Source organism: Streptomyces spiramenti (assembly GCF_012034385.1).
In the GTDB taxonomy this organism is placed as follows: domain Bacteria; phylum Actinomycetota; class Actinomycetes; order Streptomycetales; family Streptomycetaceae; genus Streptomyces; species Streptomyces spiramenti.
The window spans coordinates 1-14466 of sequence record NZ_JAAVJB010000129.1 but is presented as its reverse complement, the minus strand read 5'-3'; the positions used below and the strand labels follow the sequence as shown (position 1 = coordinate 14466).

Sequence of the window (14466 nt, the reverse complement as noted above, 5' to 3'; positions counted from 1 at the left end):
GGCGAGCGGGACTCCGCACTGCTGGTCCACGCCGTCGCGCTGGAGAACTGGCAGCGGATGCACCGCTTCTGCTCCCGCTGCGGGGAACGCACCGTGATCGCCGCCGCCGGTCTGACCGACCGGGGCGCGGGCGCCGTCACGGTCGAACCCGACGGCGACGGCGTCCACCAGATCGGCCTGGCCGGCGCCGAAGCGGCTGCCTCGGAGCTGTTCGCGGTCGCGCTGGACGAGGCGATCGGCGTCGTCACCGCTCCCCGCTACCTGCTGCCCCGTTACGTGGCACCCGCTCCGGGGCTGCCGGCGGTCCTCCGTGCCGCGCCCAACGCCGTGGTGCAGCACGCGGTGCCCACGGCGCTGGGGGAGAACCGGCGGCTGGTGGAGGGGTACGCCGACGCCTGGAACCGGTACGTCAGCACCGGACGGCCGGTGTGGACGCGCTCACCGGAGGGGACCGGGCTGCTGGCCGCCTTCGCGGGCCGGTCCCCGCTGGACGTCACCACCGCGCTCCGCCTCGGCTGGCACTGACGGGCCCCGGACCGGGCTCGCGCCACGGCGCCGCCCGCGGTCCGCGACGGGCTCCGGCGCCCCCCGAGCCCGGGTGCGTCCACCGACACGGACTGTGGGCGGCGCGCCGTAGGGTGGCAGCATGGCCGACCCCACCAGCTACCGTCCCCGCCCCGGGGAGATCCCCGACTCCCCGGGCGTCTACCGCTTCCGGGACGAGCACCGCCGGGTCATCTACGTGGGCAAGGCCATCAGCCTGCGCAGCAGGCTCTCCTCGTACTTCCAGGACCTCACCAACCTCCACCCCCGCACCGCAACGATGGTGACCACCGCCGCCTCGGTGGAGTGGACCGTCGTCTCCACCGAGGTGGAGGCGCTCCAGCTGGAGTACTCCTGGATCAAGGAGTACGACCCCCGGTTCAACGTCAAGTACCGCGACGACAAGAGCTACCCCTCGCTCGCGGTCACGATGAACGAGGAGTTCCCCCGGGCCCAGGTCATGCGCGGACCCAAGAAGAAGGGCGTCCGTTACTTCGGCCCCTACGCCCACGCCTGGGCCATCCGCGAGACGGTCGACCTGCTGCTGCGCGCGTTCCCGGTGCGCACCTGCTCCGCCGGGGTCTTCAAGCGGGCCCACCAGGTGGGCCGCCCCTGCCTGCTGGGCTACATCGACAAGTGCTCGGCGCCGTGCGTCGGGCGGGTCACGCCCGATGAGCACCGCGAACTCGCGGAGCGTTTCTGCGACTTCATGGCGGGTCGCACCGGCGGGCACATGCGGCGGCTGGAGACGGAGATGCGCCGGGCGTCGGAGGAGCTGGAGTTCGAGCGCGCCGCCCGGCTGCGGGACGACATCGACGCGCTGCGTCGCGCCATGGAGAAGAACGCCGTCGTCCTCGACGACGCCACCGACGCCGACCTGATCGCGCTCGCCGAGGACGAACTGGAGGCGGCGGTCCAGATCTTCCACGTGCGGGGCGGCCGGGTCCGGGGGCAGCGCGGCTGGGTCACCGACCGGGTCGAGGAGATCAGCAGCGCCGAACTGGTGGTGCACGCCGTGCAGCAGCTCTACGGCGACGAGACCGGCGACGGCGGGGGCTCCGCCGGTACGGGCGGCGTCCCCCGGGAGGTGCTGGTGCCGGTGCTGCCCGAGGTGTCGGAGTCCCTGGAGCAGTGGCTGGCGGACCGCCGTGGCTCCCGGGTGGAGCTGCGGGTGCCGCGCCGCGGCGACAAGCGCGCCCTGCTGGAGACGGTGGAACGCAACGCCAAGCAGTCGCTCGCCCTGCACAAGACCAAGCGGGCCTCGGACCTCACCACCCGCTCCCGCGCCCTGGAGGAGATCGCGGAGGCGCTCGACCTGGAGAGCGCGCCGCTGCGCGTCGAGTGCTACGACATCTCCCACCTCCAGGGTGATGATGTGGTCGGTTCCATGGTGGTGTTCGAGGACGGCCTGGCTCGAAAGAGTGAGTACCGCAGCTTCACCATCAAGGGATTCGCCGGACAGGACGATGTCCGGGCCATGCACGAGGTGATCTCCCGGCGGTTCCGCCGCTACCTGCGGGAGACGGAGCAGACCGGCGAGTGGGTGGACGGCGACCCCGGCGACCACTCCTCGGCAGCGCTGCCCGTCCCCGATGACGTCACCGCGGCGGGGCATCCGGCCTCCCCGGGCGAGCAGAGCCCCCCGGTCGGGCCCCGGGACGAGGACGGCAGGCCCCGCCGCTTCGCCTACCCGCCGCAGCTGGTGGTGGTGGACGGCGGCCCCGCCCAGGTGGCCGCCGCCCGTCGGGCCATGGACGAACTCGGCATCGACGACGTCGCGGTCTGCGGTCTGGCCAAGCGGCTGGAGGAGGTCTGGCTCCCGGGTGACGAGGACCCGGTGATCCTTCCCCGGACCAGCGAGGGGTTGTACCTGCTCCAGCGGGTACGTGACGAGGCGCACCGGTTCGCGCTGCGCCACCAGCGGGGCCGCCGGGCGAAGGCAGTGCGGCGGGGGCCGCTCGACGAGGTCCCCGGCCTCGGCGAGACCCGCCGCAAGGCGCTGCTGCGCCACTTCGGATCGCTCAAACGGCTCCGGGAGGCGACAGTGGAGGAGATCTGCGAGGTGCCCGGCGTCGGCCGGCACACCGCCGAGAAGGTGGCTGCCGCGCTCGCGGCGGGGTCCACGCGACCTGCCGTCAACACGGCCACCGGTGAGATCATCGAGAACTGAACGAGCGGCGTACGCGGCGGCGGGATCAGACGGCCGCGCTTCGCGACCGGACGGGCGGCAGCGCGACCTCGGCCCGTGCGCCCTTCATCGAGCACTGCGACGGCGGGGGTAGGACACCATGAGTGAAGAAAGCAGAATCGGCGTGAGTGCTGACGAGTTGATGGCCAACGGTGCACCCGGTGGCGAGGAGATCCTGACCACGCCCGAGCTGGTGATCATCTCCGGGATGTCGGGGGCCGGGCGCTCCACGGCGGCCAAGTGTCTGGAGGACCTCGGCTGGTTCGTCGTCGACAACCTGCCGCCCGCGCTGATCACCACCATGGTGGACCTCGGCGCCCGCTCGGCGGGGAACGTCGCCCGGATCGCCGTCGTCGTGGACGTGCGCGGCCGTTCCTTCTTCGACAACCTGCGCGAATCGCTCTCCGACCTGGCGGCGAAGACCGTGACCCGGCGCATCGTCTTCCTGGAGGCGTCCGACGACGCCCTGGTGCGGCGGTTCGAGTCGGTCCGCCGGCCCCACCCCCTCCAGGGCGACGGCCGGATCGTGGACGGCATCGCCGCCGAGCGCGACCTGCTGCGTGAGCTGCGCGGCGACGCCGACCTCGTCATCGACACCTCCAACCTCAACGTGCACGAGCTGCGGGCCAAGATGGACGCCCAGTTCGCCGAGGGAGGGGAGCCGGCGCTGCGCGCGACGGTGATGTCCTTCGGCTACAAGTACGGCCTGCCGGTCGATGCCGACCACGTGGTCGACTGCCGGTTCCTCCCCAACCCGCACTGGGTGCCGGAGCTGCGCCCCTTCACCGGGACCAGCCCCGAGGTCGCCGGGTACGTCTTCGACCAGCCCGGTGCCAAGGAGTTCCTGGACCGCTACACCGAGTTGCTGCGGCTGATCGCCACCGGCTACCGCCGCGAGGGCAAGCGGTACGTGACCATCGCGGTCGGTTGCACCGGTGGCAAGCACCGGAGCGTCGCCATGTCCGAGCGGTTGGCGCGCACCCTCGCCGACGAGGGCGTCGAGACCACCGTCGTGCACCGGGACATGGGACGGGAGTAATGCCTCCCGAAGCCAGGCCCCGGCGCCTGGGACCCGTCCGCGCCGCGCGCATCCGCCGTCCGCTGCGCGGCCGGCGCGGGGCCGCGCCCAAGGTCGTGGCGCTGGGCGGCGGGCACGGCCTGTCGGCCTCGCTGACCGCGCTGCGCCGCATCACCGGTGAACTCACCGCCGTCGTCACCGTCGCCGACGACGGCGGGTCCAGCGGCAGGCTGCGCGACGAACTGGGCGTGCTGCCCCCGGGCGACCTCCGGAAGGCGCTGGCGGCGCTGTGCGGCGACGACGAGTGGGGCCGCACCTGGTCGGAGGTGGTGCAGCACCGCTTCAAGAGCGAGGGCCAGCTGCACGACCACGCCGTCGGGAACCTGCTGATCGTCGCGCTCTGGGAGCAACTGGGCGACCACGTCCAGGCGCTGGACCTGGTCGGCAAGCTCCTGGGCGCGCACGGCCGGGTGCTGCCCATGTCGGCGGTCCCGCTGGAACTCACCGCCCTGGTACGTGGCCACGACCCGGTCCGCCCCGAGGAGGCCGCCTCGGTCCGCGGCCAGGCGACCGTGGCACTGACCCCGGGCGAGGTGCAGCGCGTACGGCTCGACCCGGCCGACCCGCCGGCGGTGCCGGAGGCGGTGGCCGCGGTCAGGGAAGCGGACTGGGTGGTGCTCGGCCCCGGCTCCTGGTTCACCTCGGTGATCCCGCATCTGCTGGTCCCCGAACTGCTCCAGGCGCTGACCGAGACCAAGGCCCGACGGGTGCTCTCGCTCAACCTCGCACCGCAACCCGGGGAAACCGAGGGCTTCTCTCCGCAGCGTCATGTGGAGGTTTTGGTACAACACGCCCCTAAACTCACCTTTGACGTGGTGCTGGCCGACCAGGACGCCGTGCCGGACTTCGGCAGCCTGGAGGCCGCCGCCGGACGGATCGGCGCCGCCGTCGAGCTCGCCCCGGTGGCCGCACAGGACGGCACGCCCCGGCACGACCCGGAGCTGCTGGCCGCCGCGTACGACCGTATTTTCAGGATGCATGGAAGGATCGGCCCATGGCGATGACCGCTGCGGTGAAGGACGAGATCTCCCGGCTGCCGGTGACGCGCACCTGCTGCCGCAAGTCGGAGGTCTCCTCGACCCTGCGGTTCGCGGGCGGCCTGCACCTGGTGAGTGGCAGGATCGTGATCGAGGCCGAGTTGGACACCGGCATCGCCGCGCGCAGGCTGCGCCGCGACATCCTGGAGATCTTCGGACACTCCTCGGACCTGGTAGTGATGGCCCCCGGCGGGCTCCGCCGCGGCAGCCGGTACGTCGTGCGCGTCGTCGCCGGCGGCGAGCAACTGGCGCGGCAGACCGGGCTGGTCGACGGCCGCGGCCGTCCGATCCGCGGCCTGCCGCCGCAGGTCGTCTCGGGGGCGACCTGCGACGCCGAGTCCGCGTGGCGCGGGGCGTTCCTCGCCCACGGCTCGCTCACCGAGCCCGGACGCTCCTCCTCGCTGGAGGTGACCTGCCCCGGGCCGGAGGCCGCGCTCGCGCTCGTCGGGGCCGCCCGGCGGCTCCAGATCGCCGCCAAGGCGCGCGAGGTGCGCAACGTGGACCGCGTCGTCGTCCGTGACGGTGACGCGATCGGTGCCCTGCTGACGCGGCTCGGCGCCCACGAGTCCGTCCTGGCCTGGGAGGAGCGGCGGATGCGGCGCGAGGTCCGCGCCACCGCCAACCGCCTGGCCAACTTCGACGACGCCAACCTGCGCCGCTCCGCCCGTGCCGCCGTCGCGGCGGGCGCCCGGGTGCAGCGCGCCCTGGAGATCCTGGGCGAGGAGGTCCCCGAGCACCTCGCCGCCGCCGGCAGGCTCCGCATGGAGCACAAGCAGGCGTCGCTGGAGGAGCTGGGCGCGCTGGCCGACCCGGTGCTGACCAAGGACGCGGTCGCCGGTCGCATCCGGCGGCTGCTGGCGATGGCCGACAAGCGGGCCCAGGACCTCGGTATCGCCGGTACCGAGTCGAGCCTCACCGAGGAGATGGTCGGCTGACACGCCGACTCCGCCGGGGTCCGACCGTCCCGCCGCGAGCGGGCCGGCCGTCCCGGCCGGGGTGTCTGTCCGGCCTCGCGCCGGGCAGGTGCCCGGCACCGCCGCCCGACGCCGTGCGGCCGGTGTCCCGACCGCCCTGCCGGCGTGTCCGGTACCCCGCCACCGGTGTGAGCACCGCGAGGACCGGCGCGGTAGGGTCGAACACGGTCGGGGACATCCCAAACAGCTTCGCCGGTGTCGCCACCGGCGTACCAACGAGGAGATCGGTTCGTGACGATCCGCGTAGGAATCAACGGCTTCGGCCGCATCGGCCGTAACTACTTCCGTGCCCTCCTGGAGCAGGGTGCGGACGTCGAGATCGTGGCTGTCAACGACCTGGGTGACACCGCGACCACCGCGCACCTCCTGAAGTACGACTCGATCCTGGGCCGTCTGAAGGCCGAGGTCACGCACACCGCCGACACGATCACCGTCGACGGCAGGACCGTCAAGGTGCTCTCCGAGCGCGACCCCGCCGACATCCCGTGGGGCGAGCTGGGCGTGGACATCGTCATCGAGTCCACCGGCATCTTCACCAAGCGCGACGCCGCCGCCAAGCACCTCACCGCCGGCGCCAAGAAGGTCCTCATCTCCGCCCCCGCCTCGGACGAGGACATCACCGTGGTGATGGGCGTCAACCACGAGGACTACGACCCGGCGCAGCACCACGTCATCTCCAACGCCTCCTGCACCACCAACTGCGTGGCGCCGATGGCGAAGGTCCTGGACGAGAACTTCGGCCTGGTCAAGGGCATGATGACCACGGTCCACGCCTACACCAACGACCAGCGCATCCTGGACTTCCCGCACAAGGACCTGCGCCGCGCCCGCGCCGCCGCGGAGAACATCATCCCGACCTCCACCGGTGCCGCCAAGGCCACCGCGCTGGTCCTCCCGCAGCTCAAGGGCAAGCTGGACGGCATCGCGATGCGCGTCCCGGTCCCCACCGGCTCCGTCACCGACCTGGTGGTCGAGCTGAGCCGCGAGGTGACCCGCGACGAGGTCAACGCCGCGTTCCAGAAGGCCGCCGACGGCGAGCTGAAGGGCGTCCTGGAGTACACCGAGGACCCGATCGTCTCCTCGGACATCGTCAACTGGCCCGCCTCCTGCACCCTCGACTCGCAGCTCACCATGAGCCAGGGCAAGCAGGTCAAGATCGTCGGCTGGTACGACAACGAGTGGGGTTACTCCAACCGCCTGGTGGACCTCACCGTCTTCGTCGGTGAGAAGCTCTGAGACAGGCCGGTACATCACGTCGGGGCAGGGTCCGTGCACAGCACGGGCCCTGCGCCGTGACAGGAGCCCTTTCATGAAGACGATCGACACCCTGATCGCGGAGGGCGTGGCCGGCCGCCGCGTCTTCGTCCGCGCCGACCTCAACGTGCCGCTCGCCGGCGACGGGGCCGCCGCGCGCACCATCACCGACGACGGCCGCATCCGCGCGGTGCTGCCCACCCTCCGCGCGCTGCTGGGTGCCGGCGCCCGGCTGGTCGTCGCCTCCCACCTCGGTCGCCCCAAGGGCGCGCCCGACCCGCGGTTCTCCCTCGCTCCGGTCGCCGCACGCCTGGGTGAACTGCTGGGACAGGACGTCGCGTTCGCCGCCGACACCGACGGCGAATCCGCGCGCGCGACCGTTGCCGCCCTCGGCGACGGCCAGGTCGCGCTGCTGGAGAACCTCCGGTTCAGCCCGGGGGAGACCTCCAAGGACGACGCCGAGCGCGCCGCCTTCGCGGACCGGCTGGCCGAGCTCGCCGACCTCTACGTCGGCGACGGGTTCGGCGCGGTCCACCGCAAGCACGCCTCGGTCTTCGACCTGCCGGCCCGCCTGCCCCACGCCGCCGGTGAGCTGATCGCCACCGAGGTCGGCGTGCTGCGCCGCCTCACCGACGACGTGGCCCGCCCTTACGCCGTGGTGCTCGGCGGCGCGAAGGTCTCCGACAAGCTCGGCGTCATCGACCACCTGCTGGAGCGCGCCGACCGCATCCTGGTCGGCGGCGGCATGGTCTTCACCTTCTTGAAGGCCCAGGGCCACGAGGTCGGTTCCTCGCTGCTTCAGGAGGACCAGCTGCCCGTGGTCCGCGAGTACCTGGAGCGCGCCGAGAAGCGCGGCGTGGAGTTCGTGCTCCCGGTCGACGTCGTCGCCGCGGCCTCCTTCCCCGACCTGGACGGCAAGGCGAGCGCCGACCCGGCGGTCGTGGCGGCCGACGCCATCCCCGCGGGGCTCATGGGACTGGACATCGGCCCCGAGTCCGGTGCGCTGTACGCCTCCAAGCTCGCGGACGCGGCCACCGTCTTCTGGAACGGCCCGATGGGTGTCTTCGAGCACCCGGAGTTCGCCGCGGGCACCCGGGCGGTCGCCCAGGGCCTGCTGGACAGCTCCGCGTTCACCGTCGTCGGCGGCGGCGACTCCGCAGCGGCGGTCCGCCTCCTCGGCTTCGACGAGAACGCCTTCGGCCACATCTCGACCGGCGGCGGCGCCAGCCTGGAGTACCTGGAGGGCAAGACCCTGCCGGGGCTCGTCGCCCTGGAGGACTGACGGTGCGCGTCCGCACCCACGCCAGCGGGCCGGCCGCACCGGCCCACCACCGATCCGTAGGGGACCCGTCATGACCACCCGCACGCCCCTGATGGCGGGCAACTGGAAGATGAACCTCAACCACCTCGAGGCCATCGCCCACACGCAGAAGCTCGCCTTCACCCTGGAGGACGACGACTTCGAGCACGTCGAGGTCGCCGTCCTGGTGCCCTTCACCGACCTGCGGTCGGTGCAGACCCTCGTCGCCGGCGACAAGCTGAAGATCAAGTACGGCGCGCAGGACCTCTCGGCCCACGACTCCGGTGCCTACACCGGCGAGGTCTCCGGCGCGATGCTCGCCAAGCTCGGCACGCACTACGTGGCGGTCGGGCACTCCGAGCGGCGCCAGTACCACGGCGAGAACGAGGCGCTCTGCAACGCCAAGGTCAAGGCCGCCTTCGCCAACGGCGTCACGCCGATCCTCTGCATCGGGGAGGGGCTGGACATCCGCAAGGCGGGTGAGCACGTGCCCTACACCCTCACCCAGCTCGACGGCGCGCTCGACGGGGTCCCGGCCGCGCAGGCCGCCACCGTCGTCATCGCCTACGAGCCCGTGTGGGCCATCGGCACCGGCGAGGTGGCGACCCCCGAGGACGCGCAGGAGGTCTGCGGGGCGATCCGCGGCCGGCTCGCCGAGCTGTACGACCGCGAGGTCGCCGACGCCGTGCGCATCCAGTACGGCGGCTCCGTGAAGTCCGGGAACGTCGCGGCGATCATGTCGCAGCCCGACGTGGACGGCGCGCTGGTCGGCGGGGCCTCGCTGGACGCCGACGAGTTCGTGCGGATCGTCCGCTTCCGGGATCAGTAGGATCCGCGTCCGCCGTCCCGCCCGCCCGGCGCGGGGAACGTGACCGGACGGTCACGTTCCGGCGCCGAGGTGCGTACGGGGCGGCGGACGGCGGGTAGGCTGTTCCCCGCCGTCACCACCGTGCGCACCCGCACGGAGCCAGAAGGGCCCGCACCCGTGAGTGCGGACCCCGCAGCCTGTACATTGGGCCCGTTCGTCCGTCCAGAGAGTAGGTCCGTTCCGTGGAAACCGGATTGCAGGTCGCACTTATCCTGTTCAGCTTTCTGCTGGGGCTTCTGGTGCTCATGCACAAGGGCAAGGGCGGCGGTCTCTCCGACATGTTCGGCGGCGGCATGCAGTCCTCGGTCGGTGGTTCCTCGGTCGCCGAGCGCAACCTCGACCGCATGACGATCGTCGTGGCGCTGTTGTGGTTCGGGGTCGTCGTGGCCCTCGGGTTGCTGATGAAGTAGGCGGACCGCCCGGCTCCCGCGAGGGGCCGGGCGCTTCCGTTGCCCCTCCCCGCGGCCACTCACCCGCACGCGTGAGCCCCCTGTGCGCGCGGGCATCGTCACATACACTGAAGCGACTTCTTCCGCAGCTGAGGCAGGGAGTTACGACCGTGGCAGGTGGCAACGCGATCCGGGGCAGCCGGGTCGGGGCGGGGCCCATGGGCGAGGCCGAGCGCGGGGATTCCGCCCCGCGCCTGCGCATTTCCTTCTGGTGTGCCAACGGGCACGAGACGCGGCCGAGTTTCGCCAGCGACGCGGAGGTCCCGCCGCACTGGGACTGCCCCCGTTGCGGCTTCCCGGCCGGCACCGACCGCGACGATCCGCCGGCGCCGCCGCGGACCGAGCCCTACAAGACCCACCTCGCCTACGTGCGGGAGCGCCGCAGCGAGGCGGACGGCGAGGCGATCCTCGCCGAGGCCCTCGCCAAGCTCCGCGGCGAGATCTGAGCGCGCGGCCGGATCCGCGCGCGCTGCCCCCGGCGGCCACCCCGTGATCGACTAGCGTGTGCCCCATCGGTGACGTCGACACGGATGGGCGATACGCACGATGAACGCAGTGGGACGGGCCAGGCTGGACCGGATGCCGGAGTGGGGCGCGCTTGCCGTCCACCACGCCGAGTCGACCGGCACGCATCTGCGGGATCTCTTCGCCGCCGACCCGGGGCGCGCCGAGCGCCTCACGGTCCGTGCGGGCGACCTCCACATCGACTTCTCGCGCAACCTCGTCACCGACGAGACGCTGCGGCTTCTGCGGCAACTGGCCGTCGCCACGGACGTCGTCGGGCTTCGCGACGCGATGTTCACCGGTGAGCGCATCAACACCACCGAGGACCGCGCGGTGCTGCACACGGCGCTCCGCACCCCGAGCGACGCCGTGGTCGCGGTGGCGGGCGACGGCACGAACGTGGTGCCCGCGGTGCACACCGTCCTCACCCGGATGCAGGTCTTCGCCGACCGGGTTCGCTCCGGTGACTGGCGGGGCCACACCGGGTCCCGCATCCGCACGGTGGTCAACATCGGCATCGGCGGCAGCGACCTGGGGCCGGCCATGGCATACGAGGCGCTCCGCGCCTACAGCGACCGCGGGTTGGCCGTCCGCTTCGTCTCCAACGTGGACGGCGCCGACCTGTACGAGGCGGTGCACGACCTCGACCCGGCCGAGACGCTGTTCGTCGTCGCGTCCAAGACCTTCACCACCATCGAGACGATCACCAACGCCACCTCCGCCAAGGAGTGGCTGTTGGCCGGGCTCGGTGCGCCGGCCGGTGACGAGGCCGCGGTGGCACGGCATTTCGTCGCCGTCTCCACCAACGCGGCGAAGGTCGCCGAGTTCGGCATCGACACCGACAACATGTTCGAGTTCTGGGACTGGGTCGGTGGCCGCTACTCCTTCGACTCGGCGATCGGCCTGGCGCTGATGACGGGCATCGGTCCGGACAACTTCCGGGAGATGCTCGCCGGCTTCCACCTGATCGACGACCACTTCCGCTCCGCGCCGCCGGAGGAGAACGCGCCGCTGCTCCTGGGGCTGCTCGGCGTCTGGTACGGCGGCTTCCACGGCGCGCGCTCCCACGCGGTGCTGCCCTACTCGCACTACCTGGGGCGTTTCACCGCCTACCTCCAGCAGCTCGACATGGAGTCCAACGGCAAGTCGGTGGACCGGCAGGGCCGTCCGGTGGACTGGCAGACCGGCCCTGTGGTGTGGGGTACGCCCGGCACCAACGGCCAGCACGCCTACTACCAGTTGCTGCACCAGGGCACCCAGCTCGTCCCCGCCGACCTGATCGGCTTCGCCCGCCCGGTCAGCGGCACGCCGGCCGGACCGGCGGGCCATCACGACCTGCTGATGGCGAACCTCTTCGCCCAGGGGCAGGCGCTGGCGTTCGGGAAGACCTCCGACGAGGTGCGCGCCGAGGGCGTCGCCGAGGAGCTGGTCCCGCACCGCACCTTCCCCGGCAACCGGCCGACCACCACGATCCTCGCCCCGGAGCTGACGCCCTCGGTCCTCGGTCAGCTGGTGGCGCTCTACGAGCACAAGGTCTTCGTGCAGGGGGCCGTCTGGGACATCGACTCCTTCGACCAGTGGGGGGTGGAACTCGGGAAGGTCCTGGCCAAGCGCGTCGAGCCGGCCCTCACCGAGGGTGCGGACGTCCCCGGGCTCGACCCCTCCACCGCCGCGCTGGTGGCGCGCTACCGCGAGCTGCGCGGTCGCTGAGACCTCGCACCGGGTCGCCGCCTCCTTGCCCGGTCAGGGGGTCGGCGCGGGCCCGCCCTCGCAGGTGGTGCCCGACTCCGGCAGCTCGCCGGTCAGCAGGTAGCGGAAGCCGAGGTCGTCCACGCAGTCGTTGACCTCGAAGAGGAACTGGCCGTGGTTGCCACTGTCCACGACGACCAGCCGCGACTCGGGGAGCGCCTCCCGCATCCGCTCCGCCCCGGCCAGCGGGGTGGCCGGGTCGTCCGCGGCGTGCACCAGCAGCATCGGCGGCAGTTCCTCCGAGCCGATCTCCACCGGCTCCCCGGCGGGCTCCTCCCAGAACACGCACGGCGCGCTGTACCAGGTGTTCAGCCAGGCGAAGTGCGGGGCGCCCTCGGCGGAGGCGGCTGTCGCCTCACGCCAGGTGTCCCACGCGGTGGGCCAGGCGTCGTCGGTGCAGGTGTAGGCGAGCAGTGTGGTGTCCACACCCTGCTCGGCGAGTTGGTCGACCGCCGCCAGCAGCCGTCCCGACTCGCCGTCGCGGTGCGCCGCGACCGCGCCGGCCAGGTTCGGCCAGGAGGCGTCGGTGTACATCGCCGACGCCAGCATGTCGTCGAGTTCGGCGCTCCCCGCGCGGCCACCGGCCGGTTCCCGTGCCAGCTCCTCCCGAGTGGCGTCCCAGGTCTCGGTCACCGCCTGTTCGTCGGTGCCCAGGCCGTAGCTGTCGTCGTGCTCCGCCGCCCAGGCGAAGAACTGCCCGGCCCGGTGCTGGAAGGCGTCGTTCTGCTTGAACTGGGCCTCCCAGGAGCCGTCCTCCGGGTCCCTGACGCTGTCCAGCACCATCCGCCCGGTCCGCTCGGGGAAGAGCGTGGCGTAGGTGGTGCCGAGGCGGGTTCCGTAGGAGTACCCGAGGAAGTCCAGCCGGTCCTGGCCCAGTTCGGCGCGGATCAGCTCCAGGTCGCGGGCCGCGTTCTCGGTGGTGAGATGGGGCAGCAGCTCGGCGCCCTCGGCGCCGCACTCCGCCGCCACTTGGCGGGCGGCGTCCAGCCGTTCCGTCTCCTCGGCCTCGGAGCCGGGCTCGTAGGGCGGCGCGGGGCGCCGCGGCTCGCCGTCGGCGTCGCCGCACTCCAGCGGAGTGGAGGCGCCGACGCCGCGGGGGTCGAAGCTGACGACGTTGTACTCCTCCGACACCTCGGGCGGGAGGGAGGACCACACCTGGCGTTCGGTGCCGATGCCGGGGGCGCCGGGACCGCCGGGGTTGACCACCAGGGTGCGCGGGGCGTCGCCCCTGCCCGTGATGGACAGCGTCAGTTCGATGGTGCCGGCGCCGGGGTCGGTGTGGTCGAGCGGAACGTCGAGTGTGGCGCAGTAGACGCCGCGCTGGGGCTCGCCGGGACAGTCGCCCCACGCGGGGCCGTCAGCGGCCTGCGCGGCAGGTACGGCGGGCGCATGGGTGAGGGCGAGGGCCAGGGCTCCGGCCACTGCCGCGGCGCCGCCGACGGAGCGTGTGTGGATCATGCAGAGGTGTCCTTCCTGCCGGGGGTCGGCGTTCGGCATCGCCGCGGAACGCCGCTCGGTCGCACGCGGCGCTCGTACCGCGTGCGACCGCTTCTGCCCGCGACGGGCCGGCCCACACGGCCGCACTGCGTCGGGCGCCCGCACGGCGACGGGCCTCGCCGACGGGGGAGCGGCGTCCCGTCGCCGCGGCACGGCACGGCGAAGGCCCGGACACCGGGTGGGGTGTCCGGGCCTTCTGGCCGTGGGAGCCTCAGGCGGTGCCGGCCGCCGAGCGGTCCAGCAGCCACAGCGTCCGCTCCCGGCCGCGGGCGGCTGCCGCCGGGACGTCGCCGTCCGCCTGCGCCGCCAGCGCCCGCGCCACGGCGTCGGCCTTGTCCTCACCGGCGGCCAGCAGCCAGACCTGCCGGGCCGACCGGATGGCGGGCACCGTCAGGGAGACCCGCGTCGGCGGCGGCTTGGGCGCGGAGGTGACGGCCACCGTCGAGGTGTCGCGCGCCGCGAAGCCCGCGTGGCCCGGGAACAGCGATGCGACGTGGGTGTCGGGGCCGACACCCAGCAGCAGCACGTCGAACACCGGGGTGCCGTGCGGCGCCCCGGGCCCGGCAGCCGCCGCCAACTCCCGCGCGTACCACGCCGCCGCGGCGGCCACATCGGCACCGAACGCCCCGTCGGAGCAGGGCATCGGGTGCACCCGGGCGGGGTCCGTGCCGACCTTCCCCAGCAGTGCCTCCTGCGCCTGCGTGGCGTTGCGGTCGGGGTCGCCGTCCGGCAGGTAGCGCTCGTCGCCCCACCACAGGTCCAGAGCCGACCAGTCGACGGCGTCCCGCGCCGGTGAGGCGGCCAGCGCGGCGAGGAGCGCGTTGCCGTTGCGTCCGCCCGTCAGCACCACGGACGCGGTGCCGCGCGCGGCCTGCGCGTCGGCCAGGGCCGTCAGCAGCCGGGCGGCGGTGGCGTGCGCCATCACCTCGGTGTCGCGGTGGACGACCACCTCGGGTGAGTCGCTCATGCGGGCACCTCCCCGGCGCCCGGTCCGTCGTCCGGCCCGGTCGCCTCCTCGGTGGCGG

At 72.9% G+C, this 14466-nt stretch carries 13 protein-coding genes; 11 read left to right on the top strand and 2 right to left on the bottom strand.

What is annotated here, in order from left to right; all coding sequences use genetic code 11:
• The 11 genes from HCJ92_RS25005 to pgi all read left to right on the top strand — a co-directional run.
• A partial coding sequence (locus HCJ92_RS25005) for an NADH pyrophosphatase zinc ribbon domain-containing protein (RefSeq protein ID WP_275942306.1) occupies positions 1-525 on the top strand: 525 nt, incomplete at its 5' end.
• Between the two features lie 121 nt (positions 526-646).
• Entirely contained in the window at positions 647-2713 is a 2067-nt protein-coding gene (gene uvrC, locus HCJ92_RS15520; protein WP_167934190.1) for an excinuclease ABC subunit UvrC, read from the top strand.
• 160 nt (positions 2714-2873) lie between these two features.
• Positions 2874-3770, top strand: a complete 897-nt coding sequence (gene rapZ, locus HCJ92_RS15515) for an RNase adapter RapZ (RefSeq protein WP_167934191.1) — start codon at positions 2874-2876, stop codon at positions 3768-3770.
• On the top strand, positions 3770-4813 hold the full coding sequence (locus HCJ92_RS15510; RefSeq protein ID WP_167934189.1) for a gluconeogenesis factor YvcK family protein: 1044 nt from the start codon (positions 3770-3772) through the stop codon (positions 4811-4813). Before rapZ ends, HCJ92_RS15510 begins: the two co-directional genes overlap by 1 nt.
• A complete protein-coding gene (whiA, locus tag HCJ92_RS15505; RefSeq protein WP_167934188.1) occupies positions 4804-5781 on the top strand; it encodes a DNA-binding protein WhiA in 978 nt (325 codons plus the stop codon). The genes HCJ92_RS15510 and whiA overlap by 10 nt, the downstream gene beginning before the upstream one ends.
• Before the next feature lie 270 nt (positions 5782-6051).
• Complete coding sequence (gap, locus tag HCJ92_RS15500) at positions 6052-7056, top strand: type I glyceraldehyde-3-phosphate dehydrogenase (protein WP_167934187.1); 1005 nt, start codon at positions 6052-6054, stop codon at positions 7054-7056.
• A gap of 73 nt (positions 7057-7129) precedes the next feature.
• Positions 7130-8356 carry a phosphoglycerate kinase gene (locus HCJ92_RS15495; RefSeq protein ID WP_167934186.1) on the top strand — a complete coding sequence of 409 codons (1227 nt, stop codon included), beginning with the start codon at positions 7130-7132 and terminating at the stop codon, positions 8354-8356.
• Positions 8357-8426: 70 nt separating this feature from the next.
• Positions 8427-9203 carry a triose-phosphate isomerase gene (gene tpiA, locus HCJ92_RS15490; RefSeq protein ID WP_167934185.1) on the top strand — a complete coding sequence of 259 codons (777 nt, stop codon included), beginning with the start codon at positions 8427-8429 and terminating at the stop codon, positions 9201-9203.
• 221 nt (positions 9204-9424) lie between these two features.
• Positions 9425-9652 carry a preprotein translocase subunit SecG gene (gene secG, locus HCJ92_RS15485; RefSeq protein ID WP_420824719.1) on the top strand — a complete coding sequence of 76 codons (228 nt, stop codon included), beginning with the start codon at positions 9425-9427 and terminating at the stop codon, positions 9650-9652.
• 149 nt (positions 9653-9801) lie between these two features.
• Entirely contained in the window at positions 9802-10137 is a 336-nt protein-coding gene (locus tag HCJ92_RS15480; protein ID WP_167934183.1) for an RNA polymerase-binding protein RbpA, read from the top strand.
• A gap of 100 nt (positions 10138-10237) precedes the next feature.
• Positions 10238-11905 carry a glucose-6-phosphate isomerase gene (gene pgi / locus HCJ92_RS15475; RefSeq protein ID WP_167934182.1) on the top strand — a complete coding sequence of 556 codons (1668 nt, stop codon included), beginning with the start codon at positions 10238-10240 and terminating at the stop codon, positions 11903-11905.
• 33 nt (positions 11906-11938) lie between these two features.
• Here the strand turns inward: pgi and HCJ92_RS15470 are convergent, their stop codons facing one another.
• Positions 11939-13402 (bottom strand): alpha/beta hydrolase, encoded by a 1464-nt coding sequence (locus tag HCJ92_RS15470; protein ID WP_167934181.1) that lies wholly within the window; start codon positions 13400-13402, stop codon positions 11939-11941.
• A 250-nt stretch (positions 13403-13652) separates the two neighbouring features.
• Complete coding sequence (gene pgl, locus HCJ92_RS15465; protein ID WP_167934180.1) at positions 13653-14408, bottom strand: 6-phosphogluconolactonase; 756 nt, start codon at positions 14406-14408, stop codon at positions 13653-13655.
• Between the last annotated feature and the right edge of the window lie 58 nt (positions 14409-14466).